The sequence below is a fragment of the Streptomyces sp. ITFR-16 genome, from assembly GCF_031844705.1.
Classification (GTDB): domain Bacteria; phylum Actinomycetota; class Actinomycetes; order Streptomycetales; family Streptomycetaceae; genus Streptomyces.
Map to the genome: position 1 here is coordinate 89,509 of NZ_CP134609.1, position 15,429 is coordinate 104,937.

At 72.9% G+C, this 15,429-nt stretch carries 15 protein-coding genes; 5 read left to right on the forward strand and 10 right to left on the reverse strand.

Annotated elements, in window-relative coordinates:
- Positions 1–31: 31 nt before the first annotated feature.
- On the reverse strand, positions 32–706 hold the full coding sequence (locus RLT58_RS00475; protein ID WP_311308329.1) for a TetR/AcrR family transcriptional regulator: 675 nt from the start codon (positions 704–706) through the stop codon (positions 32–34).
- Between the two features lie 160 nt (positions 707–866).
- On the opposite strand from RLT58_RS00475, the gene RLT58_RS00480 reads away from it, so the two are divergent.
- Positions 867–1,691: an SDR family NAD(P)-dependent oxidoreductase gene (locus tag RLT58_RS00480; RefSeq protein WP_311308330.1), complete on the forward strand. Its 825-nt coding sequence runs from the start codon at positions 867–869 to the stop codon at positions 1,689–1,691.
- A 4-nt stretch (positions 1,692–1,695) separates the two neighbouring features.
- On the opposite strand, the gene RLT58_RS00485 is transcribed toward RLT58_RS00480, so the two are convergent.
- The gene (locus RLT58_RS00485; protein ID WP_311308331.1) at positions 1,696–3,309 is read right to left on the reverse strand and encodes a DUF885 domain-containing protein; all 1,614 of its coding nucleotides are present in this window, start codon (positions 3,307–3,309) and stop codon (positions 1,696–1,698) included.
- Between the two features lie 135 nt (positions 3,310–3,444).
- Between RLT58_RS00485 and RLT58_RS00490 the strand changes: the two genes are divergently transcribed.
- Complete coding sequence (locus tag RLT58_RS00490) at positions 3,445–4,107, forward strand: DUF4230 domain-containing protein (RefSeq protein ID WP_311308332.1); 663 nt, start codon at positions 3,445–3,447, stop codon at positions 4,105–4,107.
- Between the two features lie 16 nt (positions 4,108–4,123).
- Here RLT58_RS00490 and RLT58_RS00495 read toward each other — a convergent pair whose 3' ends face one another.
- Positions 4,124–5,791 (reverse strand): sigma-70 family RNA polymerase sigma factor, encoded by a 1,668-nt coding sequence (locus RLT58_RS00495; RefSeq protein ID WP_311308333.1) that lies wholly within the window; start codon positions 5,789–5,791, stop codon positions 4,124–4,126.
- A gap of 227 nt (positions 5,792–6,018) precedes the next feature.
- Between RLT58_RS00495 and RLT58_RS00500 the strand changes: the two genes are divergently transcribed.
- On the forward strand, positions 6,019–6,906 hold the full coding sequence (locus RLT58_RS00500) for a universal stress protein (protein WP_311308334.1): 888 nt from the start codon (positions 6,019–6,021) through the stop codon (positions 6,904–6,906).
- A gap of 13 nt (positions 6,907–6,919) precedes the next feature.
- On the opposite strand, the gene RLT58_RS00505 is transcribed toward RLT58_RS00500, so the two are convergent.
- From RLT58_RS00505 to RLT58_RS00530, 6 genes are read right to left on the reverse strand one after another with little or no spacing between them, the layout of a single operon-like run.
- Positions 6,920–7,180, reverse strand: coding sequence for a hypothetical protein (locus RLT58_RS00505; protein WP_311308335.1), 261 nt, complete (start codon positions 7,178–7,180; stop codon positions 6,920–6,922).
- A 52-nt stretch (positions 7,181–7,232) separates the two neighbouring features.
- Entirely contained in the window at positions 7,233–8,300 is a 1,068-nt protein-coding gene (locus RLT58_RS00510; RefSeq protein ID WP_399130647.1) for a serine hydrolase domain-containing protein, read from the reverse strand.
- Positions 8,297–9,220 (reverse strand): DUF6895 family protein, encoded by a 924-nt coding sequence (locus RLT58_RS00515; protein WP_311308336.1) that lies wholly within the window; start codon positions 9,218–9,220, stop codon positions 8,297–8,299. The genes RLT58_RS00510 and RLT58_RS00515 overlap by 4 nt, the downstream gene beginning before the upstream one ends.
- A 43-nt stretch (positions 9,221–9,263) precedes the next feature.
- A complete protein-coding gene (locus tag RLT58_RS00520) occupies positions 9,264–10,316 on the reverse strand; it encodes a DUF6895 family protein (RefSeq protein ID WP_311308337.1) in 1,053 nt (350 codons plus the stop codon).
- Complete coding sequence (locus tag RLT58_RS00525) at positions 10,313–11,005, reverse strand: hypothetical protein (RefSeq protein WP_311308338.1); 693 nt, start codon at positions 11,003–11,005, stop codon at positions 10,313–10,315. Before RLT58_RS00525 ends, RLT58_RS00520 begins: the two co-directional genes overlap by 4 nt.
- 10 nt (positions 11,006–11,015) lie before the next feature.
- Positions 11,016–11,192, reverse strand: a complete 177-nt coding sequence (locus RLT58_RS00530; RefSeq protein ID WP_187285003.1) for a hypothetical protein — start codon at positions 11,190–11,192, stop codon at positions 11,016–11,018.
- A gap of 623 nt (positions 11,193–11,815) precedes the next feature.
- Between RLT58_RS00530 and RLT58_RS00535 the strand changes: the two genes are divergently transcribed.
- Together RLT58_RS00535 and RLT58_RS00540 are read left to right on the forward strand one after the other, a co-directional pair.
- On the forward strand, positions 11,816–13,282 hold the full coding sequence (locus RLT58_RS00535; RefSeq protein WP_311308339.1) for a phenylacetate--CoA ligase family protein: 1,467 nt from the start codon (positions 11,816–11,818) through the stop codon (positions 13,280–13,282).
- Positions 13,279–14,322 (forward strand): hypothetical protein, encoded by a 1,044-nt coding sequence (locus RLT58_RS00540; protein ID WP_311308340.1) that lies wholly within the window; start codon positions 13,279–13,281, stop codon positions 14,320–14,322. Before RLT58_RS00535 ends, RLT58_RS00540 begins: the two co-directional genes overlap by 4 nt.
- A gap of 62 nt (positions 14,323–14,384) precedes the next feature.
- On the opposite strand, the gene RLT58_RS00545 is transcribed toward RLT58_RS00540, so the two are convergent.
- The gene (locus tag RLT58_RS00545; protein ID WP_311308341.1) at positions 14,385–14,672 is read right to left on the reverse strand and encodes a hypothetical protein; all 288 of its coding nucleotides are present in this window, start codon (positions 14,670–14,672) and stop codon (positions 14,385–14,387) included.
- Positions 14,673–15,429 lie beyond the last annotated feature (757 nt).

Sequence of the window (15,429 nt, forward strand, 5' to 3'; positions counted from 1 at the left end):
TGGAGGGCGGGGGCTGCGGGGGCCAAGGGGGTCAGGGCCGGGTGCGGGCGAGGGTGCCGGCGGTGAGGGTGGCCAGCAGTTCCCGCAGGGCGGGGGCGAAGTCCATCCGCAGCGCCGCGAGTCCGGGGTCGGCCGCGTAGGCGGCGAGCATGGCCTCGGAGGGGCGGGCGTGCGTCCACACCGCACCGGCGGCCATGATCACCGACGCGGCCAACTGGTGTGCACGCCCGCCCAGTTCGGGCAGATGAATGGCGGCCAGAGCGGCGAACGCGACGACGTTGGCGATGGCGGCCCTCTTGTAGCAGGCGGCGACCTCGGGTGAGACGTTGTGCTCCAGCACCCCCGCCTGCGCGCTGAGCAGGTCGCACAGCATCCGGCGCTCGGCGAGCGAGGCGGTGACCGCCGCCGCGAACTGCTCGCCGCGTTCCGCGACCGGCGCCCCGGCGTCGACGCCGTCCGCGAGCAGGGCGGGCAGCTCGTCCGTCCACTGCTTCCACCTCTGGTCCAGCAGCTCCAGCAGCACCGCCTCGCGGGACTCGAAGTAGCGCAGCACATTGGACTTGGCGAGCCCGACCCGCCGGCTCAGCTCGTTGAGGCTGACCGCGCTCACGGACATCTCGTCGAGCATCGCGGCGGCGGTGTCCAGGATCGCCTGCCGCCGGATCTCCCGCTGTTCCTCGCTGCGCGCGCGCTGGAAAGTGCTCATGCCCGCATCTTACAGACTCCCGGTCTTTTGACATCAGACCAGCGGTATCTTACGTTGGGAGCATCACAACGGACCGGCGGTCTGCAATCCCGGGCCTCCACCGCGCAGGTGTCCCGCGGCCCGTGCCGGTCCCCCACCACGACAGGAATCGAGCACGCTCATGTCCAAGGTCTGGTTCGTCACCGGAAGCTCCCGCGGCCTGGGCCGCGCCGTCGTCGAGGCCGCGCTGGAGGCCGGTGACCGGGTGGTCGCCACCGCTCGCAGCACCGCGACACTCGACGGTCTCGCCGCGCGTCACGGCGACCGCGTCCACCCCGTCGCCCTCGACGTCACCGACGGCGAGGCCGTCCGCCGAGCCGTCCGGGACGGCCTGAAGGCGTACGGCCGCCTCGACATCGTCGTGAACAACGCGGGCTACGCCGATCTCGCGGCCGTCGAGGACGTCACGCCCGAGGACTTCCGGGCGCAGATCGACACCAACTTCTACGGCGTCGTCAACGTCAGCAAGGCGGTGCTGCCGGCGCTGCGGGAACAGGGCTCCGGGCACATCTTCCAGGTCTCCTCCGTGGGCGGCCGGATCGGCTCCGTGGGCCTGGCCGCCTACCAGAGTGCGAAGTGGGCGGTCGGCGGCTTCTCCACCGTCCTCGCGCAGGAGGTCGCCCCGCTCGGCATCAAGGTCACCGTCCTGGAGCCGGGCGGCATGCGCACCGACTGGGCCGGCTCCTCCATGAGCATCCCGCCGGTCAGCGCGCCCTACCGGCCCACCGTAGGCGCGTTCGCCGACATGCTCAGGGGCGCCTCCGGCGGGGAGGCGTCCGAGCCCGCCGAGGTCGCCCGGGTCATCCGCGACCTGGCGGGCCGCCCCGACGCGCCGGTCCGGCTCCTGCTCGGCAAGGACGCCGTCATGTACGCCGGCGCGGCCGAGAGGGAACTCGCCAGGTCCGACGAGCAGTGGCGCGCCGTCTCCGAGTCCGTCAGCGCCTAGCGGGTCAGCCCCGGCCGAGCTCGGCCGCGAGGCGGTCGAGGCCCATCGGCCCGAGATCCAGAGCCCTGGTGTGCCAGCGCTTCAGGTCGAACCCGGGCTGGCGGGCCGCCGTCTCGCGCGCGGCCAGCCAGGCGCGTTCGCCGAGCTTGTACGAGATCGCCTGCGCGGGCCAGCCGAAGTAGCGCACCACCTCGGGGGTGAGCCTGCGCTCCGGGGTGCGGGCGCGGTCGCGGAGCACGGCGCGGGCGGTGTCGAAGTCCCAGCGCGATCCGTCCGGCAGCGGAAGACCGAGGTGCACACCGATGTCGATCACCACTCTGGCCGCACGCCGTGCGGCACCGATCAGCATGCCGAGGCGTGCGCCGGGTTCGGTGAACCAGCCGAGTTCGTCGGCGAGGCGCTCGGCGTAGAGCCCCCAGCCCTCGGTGTACCCGTCGACGGCATGGACCCGGGTGAACCGGGACACCCGGTCGCCCGCCAGCCGCATCGCGCCGATCTGCAGATGATGGCCGGGGACGCCTTCGTGGAACACCGCGGTCAGCTCGTTCCACACGGCGAAGCGCTGCCGTCCGGCCACCGGCCACCAGGTGCTGCCCGGCCTGCTCAGGTCCTCGCTCGGCTCGGTGTAGTACGGCGCGCCGGAGGAGTGACGGCTCAGGTTCACGGCGAGGGTGCGCAGCTGCGGCGGGATGTCGAAGTGGGTGCCTTCGAGGTCGTCCATGGTCTGTTCGTGCTTCGCGCGCAGCCAGGCCAGGTAGGCCTCCTCGCCCTCGACGGAACTGGTCGCGTCCAGGATCTGGACCGCCTCGTCGACGCTCGCGCCGGCCTTGACCCGGTGCGCCTCGTCGGCCATCTCGGCTTCGATCCTGGCCAGTTCCGCCCAGCCCCAGTGGTAGGCCTCCTCGGCGTCCAGGTCCATGCCGAGGCTGAGCCGGGCCTCCACCCGGTAGCGTTCGGCGCCGACGCCGTCCGCCTCGGCGGCCTTCGGCGCGTACTGCTCGCGCAGATAGCGGGCCATGTCCGCGTAGCCCCGGTACGCGGCGGCGGCCGCCGAGGCCAGCTCACCCGCGAGCGGGCCGTCTCCGTACTCGGCGACCAGTTGCTCGTGCGCGCCGACGCAGCCCTCCGCCTGGTCGGCCATGGCGAGGGCCTGACGGCGGGCGGCCGGCATCGCGCGGTCGAGGCCGAGGGCGAGGCTCTGCCGCAGGCCGGTCAGCATCGAGGGGACCGCGGCGAGCCGGGCGGCGAGACAGTGCCAGTCGGCTTCGTCCTGGCGCGGCAGCAGCTCCGTGCTCACCCGCAGCTTGTTCACCGGGCCGAACGGCGCGCGCACCATCCGCAGCGGTTCGCCGCTCTCGTGCCAGGCGCGCTGCGCGTCGAGCCGTTCGCGCAGATGCTCGGCGGCCGGCCGGTCCTGCGGTGACTCGGGGGCCAGCTCGGCGAGGCGGGCGAGCGTCGAGGTGATCAGCTCGTACCGGGCGGCGTGCCCGTCCGGGCCGAGGTCGGTCGCCGGCTCGCCCGATTCGGGCAGGCTGACGCCGAGGAACCCGGCGTCCACCGGGTCGAGTTCGGCGGCGCGACGTACGTACTCGTCGCAGAGATCGAAGATCCGCGTCATCCCGTGAGGCTAAGCGGACGCCCTCGACTGCCGGTCGACCCGCGTCATGGCCCGCGTCCCGGCCGGTTGCCGCCAACTCGCCTGTCTGGCAAGGGATTCCGGGGGCATCCGGAATACAGGAAGGAGGACCACCGGATGACGACTCCCCTGAGGGACCTGCCCAGGCGCATGCCGTTCTGGGCGAAGCTCGTGACCGCCTTCGTGCTGGTGCTCGCGGTGCTGTTCGCCGGGATCAGGCTCGCCGTGCTGCCCGGCATCAAGGACCTGCTCGGCACCGAGACGCAGGACCGCTCGGGCCCCGCCCTTCTCAAGTCCATTCAGGACATGAGCCGTTTCGACGCCGCCTCGGGAAACTTCCAGGTCGTCGTCGATCTGGAGAAGGACGCCAAGTACCTCCCGGACGCCGTACGCGGCTCCCGCACGCTCTATGTGGGCGCGGGCACCGTGGAGGCGTACGTCGACCTGGGCAAGGTCGGCAAGAACGGTGTGACGGTGAACAAGGACCGCACATCGGCCACCCTGCGGCTGCCGCATGCGCAGCTCGGCAAGCCCGCCCTGGACGCAGACCACTCCTACGCCGTCTCCAAGCAGCGCGGCCTGCTCGACCGCCTCGGCGACCTGTTCTCGGACAACCCCAACAGCGAGCACGCCGTGCAGAAGCTCGCCGTCTCGCACATCGGCGAGGCCGCCAAGGGCAGTGGACTGACCACACGGGCCGAGGCCAACACCACCAGCATGCTCCAGGGCCTGCTGCGCTCCCTCGGCTTCAAGGAAGTGCACGTCTCCTACGGGAAGTGACGGGCGGGCGCGGGGCTCACAGCTTCGCGCCGAAGTCCTGGGTCCACCACGGTCCGCCGGAGCCGTTGTGGATGCCGATGCCGATGTCCTTGAACGAGCAGTTGAGGATATTGGCGCGGTGGCCGGGGCTGTTCATCCAGGACTCCATCACCGATTCGGGAGTCTGCTGGCCCCGCGCGATGTTCTCGCCGTAGGTCGACCAGCGGTATCCGGCGTCGGTGATGCGCCGGCCGGGGTCGGCGCCGTCGGGGTTGGTGTGCTCGAAGAAGTCACGGGCCGCCATGTCGTCGGAGTGCCGCTGCGCGGCGTCCGTGAGCTGCGTGTCCTCCGCGACCGGCCCGCATCCGGCGGCGGCCCGCTCCTTGTTGACGAGGGCAACGACCTGGGCCGTGGTGGTCGTGGGGGCCGGCGGCGCGGCGGAGGCGCTGGGCCGGGGCGCGGGAGCCGTTTTCCTCGGCGTGGGGGCGACGCTCTTCTTCGGCTTCCGGCTGGGGGTGGCGGCCGTGCTCTTCTTCGCGGACGGCGAGGGCGAGGGGGACGCCGAGTGGGACGGCGTGGGTGCCGGTGAGGTGGCGGCCGAGTCCTCGGACGCCGAGAGATCCGTCATGGGTCCGGCCGACGCGCTCGCCGTGCTGCTGTCGCCGTCGCTTCCGGATCCGGGACCGAGGGAGGCGTACCAGAGACCCCCGCCGGTCATGCATGCCGCCAGGACGGCGGCGCCGACGACCCGGCGCCGGGTCCGGCGGCGGCGTCGCGCGTCGGCCCGCGAGGTGCTTCGGCCGCGCGCCCTGTGTCCGCCCGATGACCGGTGCCGGCCGGGCGGGGCGGGTATCGCGCCGTCGGCCGCCGCCGGGTCGAGCGGCCGGGTGGCGGCGACGGGTGCCATCCCGGCGTCCCGGGCCGGCCACAGCGCGAGGAGCCCCGCCGACAGCGGGACCAGGGCCAGGCCCGCCAGCAGTCCTTCGGCGGGCATCAGGCCGCTCCACATTCCGGCACACCGCAGGCAGTCTCGGGCGTGCCGGGCTATGCGCTTGCGCCACAGCGCCGAGGGACGGCCGTCCCAGGTGGTCAGGACGGCGCGGAGTTCCTGGCACGACGGCTGCGCGTCGAGGGCGCGGACGACGACGCGGGCCGTCTCCAGCTGCGCCTTCATCCGCTGCACCCGGACCGCGGCGGTCTGCGGGGACAGCTCCAGCGCCTCGGCGACCTCGGTCCGGGTCAGCTCACCCGCACACTCCAGCCACCACAGCGACAGCAGGCTCCGGTCGTCCGGCTCCAGCCATCGCGTCGCGCGCGCCGTCTCCTGGCGCTGACCGGACAGTTGCAGGCGCACCATCGTCAGGTCGACGAAGTCGGCCCCGGGGTCGGCGACCTCGGCGGCCTCCTCCAGCGTGCCCGGCGCGGCCGAACGGCTCTGCCAGTGGGCGCGGACGCGGTTCATGGCGATCGCGACCAGCCAGGAGCGGAAGCTCTCCGGGGTCCGCAGACCGCCCAGGCCGTCCAGCGCACGGAGCATGGTGTCCTGCACCACGTCGTCCACGTCCGCCGAACCGTTCAACGCGCGGCCCACGATGTTGTAGAGGAGCGGGAGGTACGCGCTCGCCAGCGCGTCCTGCGCCGCCGCGTCCCCCTTGCGCGCGGCGGTCACCAGTGCCACAGGGTCCACTGTGTGCTGATCCCTCATGTAAGAACTTCCCCATCCATTAGGCCGCCGATGATGCCCGATGACTGGGAGACCGTGTCGGGCGGCTCGGATAACAGTTCTTGCGGACGGAGTTTCGCAGCGGGCCCCCGGATCTCGGATACGGCGCATTTGAGGGTGTTTGCCGCGTCGCTGTCGGAGGCGAACGGCGGGAGAATGTCCACAGATGGACCTGAACCGCCTGGATCGGCACCGGTGGAGGAGGGACCATGCGGAGCGAACGCCCGAGCCTGACTCTGGACGGGCCCGTGGTCGTCGGGACGGACGGAACACCGGATGCGCACCGGGCCGTGCGGTGGGCGGCCGGCGAGGCGGCGTCCCGGGAGCAGCCCTTGATGATCGTGCACGCCACCAGGACGGAGTCGGGGCATCCGCACCTGTCCGCCAAGGGGGTCCGGCAGGCGAAGGACCACGCGGCCGTCGTGCTGGCCGAGGCGGAGGAGCTGGCGCGGGAGGCCGCTCCCGGCGTCGCGGTGTCGGCCGTCCCGTGTCCGTACGAGACGGCGTCCTGTCTGCTCGGTGAGGCCGGGCAGGACGGCACGGTCGTCGTGGGGACCCGGGGGCACGGAGGGTTCCTGGGCCTGCTGGTGGGCTCGGACGCCCTGCGGGTGGCGGCCCGGGCGAAGGTCCCCACCGCGGTGGTGCCCCCGCGTGATCGCGCCGGCCCCGCCGGGATCGTCATGGTCGCCGCACGGGACGAGCGCGACCGGGAAGCCGTGCGCCTCGCCGCGGACCTGGCGCTGCGCCGGGGCGCGGTGCTGCGTGTCTTCAGCGCGTGGATCTTCCTGGAGAACGTCGGCAGCATGGCGACGATGTTCGACGACCCCTCCGGGCTCGCCGCGACGGAGTCCGCCGAGGTCGCGCGTGCGGTCGCCCGGCTCCGCGAGGACCGTCCGGGACTGGAGGTCCGCCACGATGTGGTGCGCGCCGGGTCGGCGGCCGCCGTGCTGGTCTCCGCGACGGCGGACGCCGATGTCGTGGTCATCGGTTCCCGGCGGCGCTCGTTCCCGGTCGGTGCGCCGCTGGGCCATGTCACCCACGCGGTGCTGCACCACGCGCACTGCCCGGTGCTCCTGACTCCGCTCGACGGCCGCTGACCGTCCGGGGTGCTCAGTCGCCCGTTCCGGGGCCCGGTACGAAGCGGCTCAGGCGGTAGGCGGTCGGGTGCGTCAGCCGGCCGCACAGGGTGTCGATCCGGAGCATCGACTCGTCGACGAACGCCTCCCGCAGGCGGCCCAGCTCGGCTTGGAGTGCGGATTCGTCGCCGGTCTCCAGGACCACGGTCCACCGGCCCTTGTCCGGCGCGGTGCGGGCGGCGGCCCGCTGTCTCTCGGCTTCCTGTCGCCGCTTCCTCTTTCGCTGTCCTGCCACCGGCCCACCCTCGCGGGTCGGCGCCGGGGCGGCAAGCGGATTGCCGACGCCGTCAGAGTTTCTCGGTCAGCAGTGCGTGAACCGTGGTGATGAACGGGTCCGCCCGGTGCACCCGCCGGCCGCACATGGCGGCCACCGCCGTGCCCGTGTCCGGGCGGAAGCCGAGGAACATCTGCTGCCCGAGCGTGGCCCCGGCGTGGAAGCACACCGGGCCGCTCGCCGACGGATGGCGGAACCAGGTCAGCGTGTGCGTGTGGGCGTGCCCCAGGCCGCGCCGCAGCAGCGGGCGCCGTACCTCCGCGAGCGCGGCGGCCAGCGGGCGCGAGGGCGCGGCCGCCGCCGGGAGGTGGGCCTCCAGGAATGTGAGCAGGTCCGACGGTGTCGCCCGGACCGCTCCGGCTGCGTTGAAGCCGCCGATGTCCAGCGGGGGCAGGGGCGTGCCGTCGCGTCGGTGTCCCACGGCGTCACCGTCCGGTCCGTCCGGCGGGCCCGGGAGCAGCCGGGTGCCGTGCAGGCCGAGCGGGTCCAGTACCTCCCGCCGGAGCAGCGTCTCCCAGGGGGTGCCGGTGGCGGCGGCCAGGGTGTGGCCGAGTACGGAGACCGCGAAGTTGGAGTAGTGCCAGCGGGTGCCCGGCCGGTGGCGCGGGCGGGCACGGAGGAACGCGCGGACGACCCGTTCGGCCGGGTAGCGGCTGTAGGGCGCGGTGGACCAGCGGGGCAGCGCCTGCGGGTAGAAGTCGATGGGCAGGGACCGCAGGCCGGAGGTGTGGGTGATCAGATGGCGCAGCGTGATGGCGCGCACGCCGGGGTGCACCGGGTGGCCGGGGGCCAGCAGTTCGGCCGCCGAGTCCTCGTACCGCAGGCGGCCCCGCGCGACGAGTGCGGCCAGCAGCAGGCCGGTGAACGGCTTGGAGGCGGAACCCAGTTCGTAGTGGGGTGCGTCGCCAGGCCGCAGGCCTTCGCCGAGCTGGAAGGTGCGCCGGCCCTGGTGGCTGAGCGCGATCACGAGGCCGGGTGCGTCGATGGCGCGGGCGGCGTCGGCGAGCAGCCGGGCGCTCTCGCCGTCGTCCCGGGGCGGACGGCCGGCGGAGGCCCGGTGCACCTCCTGCGGGGCCGTCACGCGGGGGCCGGGGCGGCGAGGTCGGACAGGGCGCGGGACAGAGCCAGCGCCGAGGCGAACGCCGCGACCAGCGTGGGGTGGTAGACGAGGTCGAACACGGACTCCTCGTCGCCTTCCGGCATGGCGCCCATCACCGGCATCGCCCCGTCGGCCTGCTGCGCCCCGGCGAATCCGGCCCAGGCCGCCGGGTCGAGGGTGGGCTCCGGGAGGCAGGCGTCGACGACGAGCAGTTCGCCCAGCAGGTCCCAGCGGCCGAGGTCGAGCCAGTCGTCGAGCCACACCGGCAGCCACAGGGCGAGGTAGTCCGCCACGTCGTCGGGCAGCCCGGCGGGGTTGGCGCCCCAGTCGGTCAGGTGGAACACCGTGTGCGTGATGTCATAGCCGATGTTTCCCTCGACGGTCCACGGCTCGGGCCGCTGCGCCAGCCAGGTGCGTCGGTATGCCTCGTCGAGCGGCATGCTCGGCTCCACTCCGAAGCGGCGCTCCATGGCGCTGAGTCCGAGCCGGCGCACCGGCACGACCTCCAGCGCGCCCCAGCTGGTGAGCCGGTGGTTGAGCCGGACGGCCTTCTCCAGGGAGGGTTCGCGGAAGCCCAGTTCCCGGAAGGGGACGTAGACCTCCATGGGCACGGGGCAGAGCGGTTCGCGGCGCTGACCGTCCAGCAGCCGGGCGCCCGAGCCCAGCAGTTCGTGCCAGGCGTGGTCCAGGAGCTTGCGCGCGAGGTCGGCCTGCCGGGATCCGGCGACACCCTCCCGGAAGATGACCTTGCTGATCAGCGCCAGTTCGCCGAGCGGCTTGAACCGGTCCAGGACACCCACCTCGGGCGGCGGGTCGTCGTCCAGGCGGAAGCCCGCCCGGTGGTCGTAGAGCCATCCCAGGGCCCGCGCGCCCACGTCATGGATCTGCTGGATGCCGCTCATGCGGCGACTCCCTTCGTACGGCTGGTGCGGAGGCCGGTGCGGCTCATACGGCGGCCCCGGTGGCTGCCGGCGCGGCGTCGGCCGGGTGGGCGGTGAGCCGCTTGAGGGACAGCGCGGCGGCGAACGCGATCACCAGGGTGGAGTGGTAGCAGGCGAGGAAGGGGTAGGGGTCCGGCTCCGGGCCCGCATCGCGCGGCCGGGCGGCCTCCGGCGGCGGGTCGCCCTCCGGCGGCTGAGCCGGGGAGAGCGTGGGGCCGGTCTCCGGTACGGCGCCGCTCGGGGCCTGTGCGGCGGCGAGCGCGGGCCAGGCGGCGTCCAGCAGATCCATGGGCGGCGGGCCCGGCAGGGCGGCGGCGACCGCGAGCAGCTCGCCGGTCAGGTCCCACTGCCGGCTCTCCAGACAGCCGTCGATCCAGGGCGGCAGCCAGTCCCGCAGATACGCGTCGATGCCGGCGGGCATCCGCTCGGGGAAGCAGCACCAGTCGGTGATGTGGAAAACGGTGTGGGTCAGCGCGTAGCCGGAGGGTCCTTCGAACATCCAGGGTTCGCAGAGCCCGCCCAGCCAGGTGCGCGCGAGGACCGCGTCCGCGTCGGTGTGCGGGGCGGTGCCGACCCGCAGCTCCGAGTTGATGAGTCCCAGCTCCCGGTTGGCGTGCTGCTCGGTGTGCGCCCAGCCCCTGGTGCCGGAGAGCGTCCCGGCCAGGCGCTCGAAGCCCTCGTTGCGCAGCCCGTAGCCGGCGAAGGCGGCGTAGATCTCGTACGGGTACGCGGCGAAGGGCTCGCCGCGCAGCAGCTCCAGCAGCAGGTCACCGGCGTGCACTTGCTCCCACGCGAACGTGATGAGCTCTCGGGCCGTTCCGTGTTCCGGGGTGTCCGGGGCGGTGCTGCGGACGATCGTGGTGCAGAGCTGGGCCAGTTCGCCGAGGGGTTTGAGGGTGCGGTTGACCTCGGTGTGCGGCTCCAGTACGTCCGGGGGGAGGACGAAGCCCGAGCGGTGGGCGTCGGCCCAGCCGAGGGCCTGGCGCAGGACGCGGGGCAGGACGGACAGCGCCGTCCCCGTCGTACCGCCGGGGGCGGCGGCCGCCGATGACGTCACCGCGCCCGCCCCTCGGCCATCAGCCGGGCCGCCCGGACGTGCAGCGCGACCCGGGGGTCCGTACCGCCCATGAGCTCGACGAAGTCGAGTCCGCGTTCCAGGCCCAGGCTGTCGGGGCGGCCCTCCAACGCGGCCAGCCAGCGTCCGGTGCCCGCCGCCTGGAGCCAGTTGCGCCGGCGTACCGCGCGCACGAACCCCCGGGACAGGTCCACGACCCGGTGGGCGGCGGCGCGGTGCACGGCGGAGGAGGCGGCCGGAACGGCGAGCGGGGCGAGCACGGAGAGCTGATGGGTGAAGGCCTGCCAGGGGGCGCCTTCGAGCCAGGCCGCGTCCGGTTCACCGGCGCCGGGTTCCCCGGTCCGCGCCGTCCGGTTCAGGGCGGACAGCATGCCCCAGTGGCTCCAGACCGCGGCGTCGGAGGCATCGGGCTTGGGCGGGAACTCCCGTACGGCGCGGTGGAGCACCGCGAGGTCTCCGGGGTGCGGGTGGTGTCCGTGCAGCACGCTGGGCAGAAGCAGGTCGGCTCCGATGACGCGTACCGCGGCGATTCCCGTCCGGTCGTCCTCGTCGATTCCGGCCGCGCCGCAAACCGTGGCGAGGTGGTCCCCGCTCCGAAGAGCGAGGACCACCTCTGTTGCCAGGTCATGCACGGCACCCGCGAGGGGGGACGGAGCATGTGACTGGTCCATGTGCTACCGACTAGCCCTTCTTCGGGCGCGGGGTCGGCGGCGAGAGCAGCAGTGCGGAGCCGCCTCCGAGGAGGGCGAGGTACGCGCACTCGCGGGAGTCACGGTAGAAGCCTTCGGCCTCGCCCGGGTTGAGCGCCTCGTCGAGGTCCAGCTCGATGTCGGTGGCAGTGGATTCTGTGGTGTACATGGGTGTTGCCCCGTCCTGTGGGAAATGGGGTTGACGTACGTTTCGAGTGAAATGCATGGAATGCGAAGCCGCAATCCAGATGAGCCGGCCAGGGAATTTCCGCATTCAATTGAATGGTGAATTCACACTGCTCGTCGCAGGGCGCTGACCTGCGAATACATACATTCCACTCCCCAAATGGCGGGTAGTGCGCGGGGCGCATCCAGCGTCCCGAGGCGTGCACCCGGAGGGTTCGGCTCCGCCGTGGCGGCCCGATTTCCGCGCAGGAAGGCGGGCGGATCCGCCCACACAGTCGCCCGCCCGCCCCGGGGCACGGCGGGGCCCCGGCCGCCGGAAGGCCCCCTCCCACTGAACGGCGGGTAAGTCGGAAGGCACCGTTGAGACATCAACTCGCCTGCTCTAAGGTCTCGTTCATCAACCGGCCGACTCGGCTGCGAGAGTGCACCACAGGGAGCCCGGCCGCCTTGCGGGGCGGCCCGGAGAAGGGAGATCCACCATGGTCAAGCACTACATCAAGTACGCGTTCAGCACCCTCACCGCGGCGATGTTCGCCAGCATGGTCTGACGGATCAGCCCGGCCTGGACCGGGAGTGCAGCACCGGTCCAGGCGTCAGGAGGCTCCTTTGTTCGGCACCGCGCTCAGCCAGCTCCGCTACGGCATGGCGATCCTGCGCAATCGGCGGATCCGCCCGCAGGACCTGGAGCGCATCGCCCGCGACCTGGTCGCGACCCTCGCGGAGTTCGGTGAACCGGGGGCGGACTCGGCCCTCCTGCCCGGTCAGGCCGGAGCCGTCGACCCGGCCGTACGGCGCACCGTCACCGAACGCAGCCTGCGGGCCACGGCACGGGCCGCCGCGCGGCACACCGCGTACTACCGCCGCACGTTCGACACGCTCGGCCTCGACCCGCGCACCCTCACCCCGGAGACCTGGGACCAGGTCCCGGTCACCCCCAAGACGGCGCTGCGCGGTCTGCCGGCCGCCTTCGTGTCCGCCGCCTCCTCGCCCGCGCTGATGGCGCTCACCACCGGGACCAGCGGCACACCCACCACGGTCTGGTACTCCCGGGCCGAGGTGGAGATCGCGGTCGCCATGAGCACGGTGTCCGCCGTGCTCGGCATGGGCCTGCGCCCCCGGCACACCGTGGCGTACGCGGGATGCTCCCGGGCGACCCTGCCGTTGCTCAATGTGGAGGAGTCGGTGACCCGGATCGGCGCTGCGTTCGTCCAGATCGGCACCGTGGAGCCGGCTGTGGCGCTGAACCGGCTCGCCGCCCCGCTCGGGCTGCGCGGCAAGGCCCCGCAGATCACCCACCTGACGGTGTCCGCGTCCTACCTGGCCGCTCTCGTCGAGGAGGCGGAGCAGAGCGGCTGGCGCGCCGCGGACTTCGGGCTCGAATCCATCGGCGTGGGCGGCGAACCGCTCTCGGACCCCTTGCGGGAGCGGGCGGCCGCGGCCCTGGGCGGCACGCTCTCCACCTCGTACATGATGACCGAGACCGTACCGTCGGGCGGGACCCCGTGTACGGAGGGGCATCTGCACCACACCACCGAGTTCGGGCACCTGGAAGTGCTCGACCCCGTGACCCACGCGCCGACGCGGCCGGGGGCCGTCGGCATCATCGTGCAGACCCCGTACGTCCCCTACCGGGACTGCACCCTGCTGCTGCGCTACGCGACGGGCGACCTGGTCCGGCTCCCGGAGAACGCCGTGGGCTGCGAACTGGGCCATCTGCCGGCGACCTCGCCGGTCCTCGGCCGCTGGTCGGGCCCCCTCAGCGTCGAGGTGCCGACCCGGTCGGTCCTGAACCTGCTGGAGGCGGAGCCGGAGATACCGCTGCCGGCCCGTTACGCCCTGGTCGACGGCCCCTCCGGCCCCCGCCTCCATGTCCTGGTCCGCCGATCGCCCGCCACGGGTCTGCTGGGCAGACTGGAGGAGCGGGCCACCGCCCAGGGGCTCGCGCTGGACGCCGTCGTACTGCACGACGACCCGGCCTCGATGCCCGCGACCGGGCCGGTCCGGGCCGATCTGCGGGAACAGACCTTCGAGCCGGCCCGCCCCGCCGCCGTACGGATCGCGAGCCCGGCGTGAACACCGCGGCACTGGTGGGCCTCAATCTCTGCGTCGCCGCGATCACGGTGGCGGGCCTGGTCTACTTCGGCCGGGTCCGGATGCCCCGTCCACCGGTCGGCCGGTACGAACTCCCGGATGTCGCCGTGGTGTTCGTCGTGGTCATGGCCGCTCCCCTGCTCTACCTGGAACTCCCCCGGGCCGCCGTGGCGGTCGTCTTCGGGCTGGTGCTCTGTGCGGCGCTCCAGTTCACCCTGGCGCCCCTGATCGGCGCGGGGCGGGCCTGGGTCCTCGCGGTCGTCGCGGTGGCGTCCGTCGCCGGATGCGCGTTCGCCGACCGGTCGCTCGCGGTCATGGTGCTCACCGACGCACTGCTGGCCGTCGCGGTGGTGGGGGTGGCGAACATGTGGGCGCAGAGCGGCATGCGTTCGTCCCACACGGCCTGGTTCGCGGGCGGGCTGGCGTGCTACGACCTGGTGGCGACGGGGCTCACTTCCGTCATGGACCGGTTCGCGACCCAGGTGATGGGGCTGCCCTTCGCCCCGCTGCTGGCGGTGACCCGCGGCGAGCCGCCGGTGGCGCTCGGGCTGGGCGACCTGCTCCTGCTGGTGCTCTTCCCGCTGGTGGCACTCAAGGCCTTCGGGCGGACCGCCGGTCTTCTCGCGGCAGCGACCGGGGTGGCGGTGTCCTCCGTCGTCAGCCTGCTGTTCGCTCTCGGCGCGCTGACCGGGGCGTTTCCGCTCCTGACGGCGCTCGGACCGCTGATCGTGCTCCAGCACGTGCTGTGGGTACGCGCCCGGGGGGCCGAGCGGACGGTCTCCGAATGGCGGTCGGGAGCCTCGCGCGCGGGCGCCGCCTCCGCACCCACGGACCCCGACCCGGTCCTGCTCGCGGCCCTCGACCCTACCGACGCGGACGGCCTGTGCGCCGGTCTGGCCGAGGGCGGCTGGCTCGCGGTCGCCGACGGCCGGGTGGTGGGCACCGGACCGTCACCCGGCCTCGCCCGCAGGGACGCGGGGCTCCGGGGCTGCGCATCGGTGCCCGTCGTACGGCAGAAGTGAGCCCCGGCGCACCACGTACACAGCACTCCTCTGCGCGCCTGTGCGGCCTTCGCCCCCCGCGGTCAGGCGACCAGCCGTGCGATCAGCGCGGCAAGTACGAGTGCGCCGAGCACGAGCGCGGTGATCTGCCGGGTCCGTCGCTGCGAGGGAAGCGCCAGGACGTGCGGCCCGTCGGACGTGGGGAACACGAAGTACTCCCTGCGCGGGTGCTCCGGCACGACGACACGCGCGAGCCGTATGTATCGGAGGGAGGCGTGATGTGCGATCTCCTGGTCGTGCGGGAGAAGCAGCTCTCTCAGGACCGGGGTGAGTTCCCCCACGACGTGGTCGCGGACGCGCTGGTTGCTCATGAGGTCTGTCTGAACCCAGTTGCCGCGTTCGCGCACCCGCCGCCGCGCCAGATACGGCACGCCGGATTCAGGCAGTCTGACCTTGTGGGTCCTGGGCCTTCTGGTGATGACGCCCTCCGTCCAGGTCACGGTCCTTCCCGTGCCTTCGCAGCGCCGGTGCCGCACGGTGCCGTCGCCGCCGCAGCCGGGACACGACCTGGATCCCGTTCCCCGGCAAGTGGCGCACCGGACGGTGCCCCGGCCGTGGCATGTGGGGCATGCGGCGCTGTGCGCACCGCACTGCCGGCACTGGACGCGGCCGATTTCCGTGGTGCCCTCGACGGGTCGTCTCGTGGGGTGGGTGCCGGTGGCCGAGCAACGCAGGCAACTGTCCACGTGGTGGCAGTCGTTGCAGGGCCGGGAAGGTTCGCATGCTATGCCGCCTGTGCTTCGGCAGCGCTGGCAGGCAGCCTGCCCGTTGCCGCATGCGCAGACGCGGTCGTCGACCGATCCACGCCGCACCAGCTTCAGTGTGCTCCTCTCGGACAGGTCCCGGGGCAGCGGCACATAATGCCGGCTGATAGCCGATGTGTACACGGGACGACCGGAGAGGTCGAGAGGTCCTGCGTGAAATCGCTCCTCCTCCGTGCGTGACTCGATGCAGCGCACGATCCTTCCCTCGAGAAGGGGGTGCCAGGTGAGGTCTCCTGCGTGAGGCCGGGCCGCCGGCAGCGGCAGTCCTCCTCCTTGGACATGCTTCTGCTGTATGTGCTTGTGC

Bases quoted from the DNA above. Each gene is read 5' to 3' on its own strand.
- RLT58_RS00515 (WP_311308336.1), bottom strand. From the start codon at position 9,220: ATGAGCGGCATCCAGCAGATCCATGACGTGGGCGCGCGGGCCCTGGGA.
- RLT58_RS00475 (WP_311308329.1), bottom strand. From the start codon at position 706: ATGAGCACTTTCCAGCGCGCGCGCAGCGAGGAACAGCGGGAGATCCGG.
- RLT58_RS00480 (WP_311308330.1), top strand. From the start codon at position 867: ATGTCCAAGGTCTGGTTCGTCACCGGAAGCTCCCGCGGCCTGGGCCGC.
- RLT58_RS00485 (WP_311308331.1), bottom strand. From the start codon at position 3,309: ATGACGCGGATCTTCGATCTCTGCGACGAGTACGTACGTCGCGCCGCC.
- RLT58_RS00525 (WP_311308338.1), bottom strand. From the start codon at position 11,005: ATGGACCAGTCACATGCTCCGTCCCCCCTCGCGGGTGCCGTGCATGAC.
- RLT58_RS00500 (WP_311308334.1), top strand. From the start codon at position 6,019: ATGCGGAGCGAACGCCCGAGCCTGACTCTGGACGGGCCCGTGGTCGTC.
- RLT58_RS00490 (WP_311308332.1), top strand. From the start codon at position 3,445: ATGACGACTCCCCTGAGGGACCTGCCCAGGCGCATGCCGTTCTGGGCG.
- RLT58_RS00545 (WP_311308341.1), bottom strand. From the start codon at position 14,672: ATGAGCAACCAGCGCGTCCGCGACCACGTCGTGGGGGAACTCACCCCG.
- RLT58_RS00495 (WP_311308333.1), bottom strand. From the start codon at position 5,791: ATGAGGGATCAGCACACAGTGGACCCTGTGGCACTGGTGACCGCCGCG.
- RLT58_RS00530 (WP_187285003.1), bottom strand. From the start codon at position 11,192: ATGTACACCACAGAATCCACTGCCACCGACATCGAGCTGGACCTCGAC.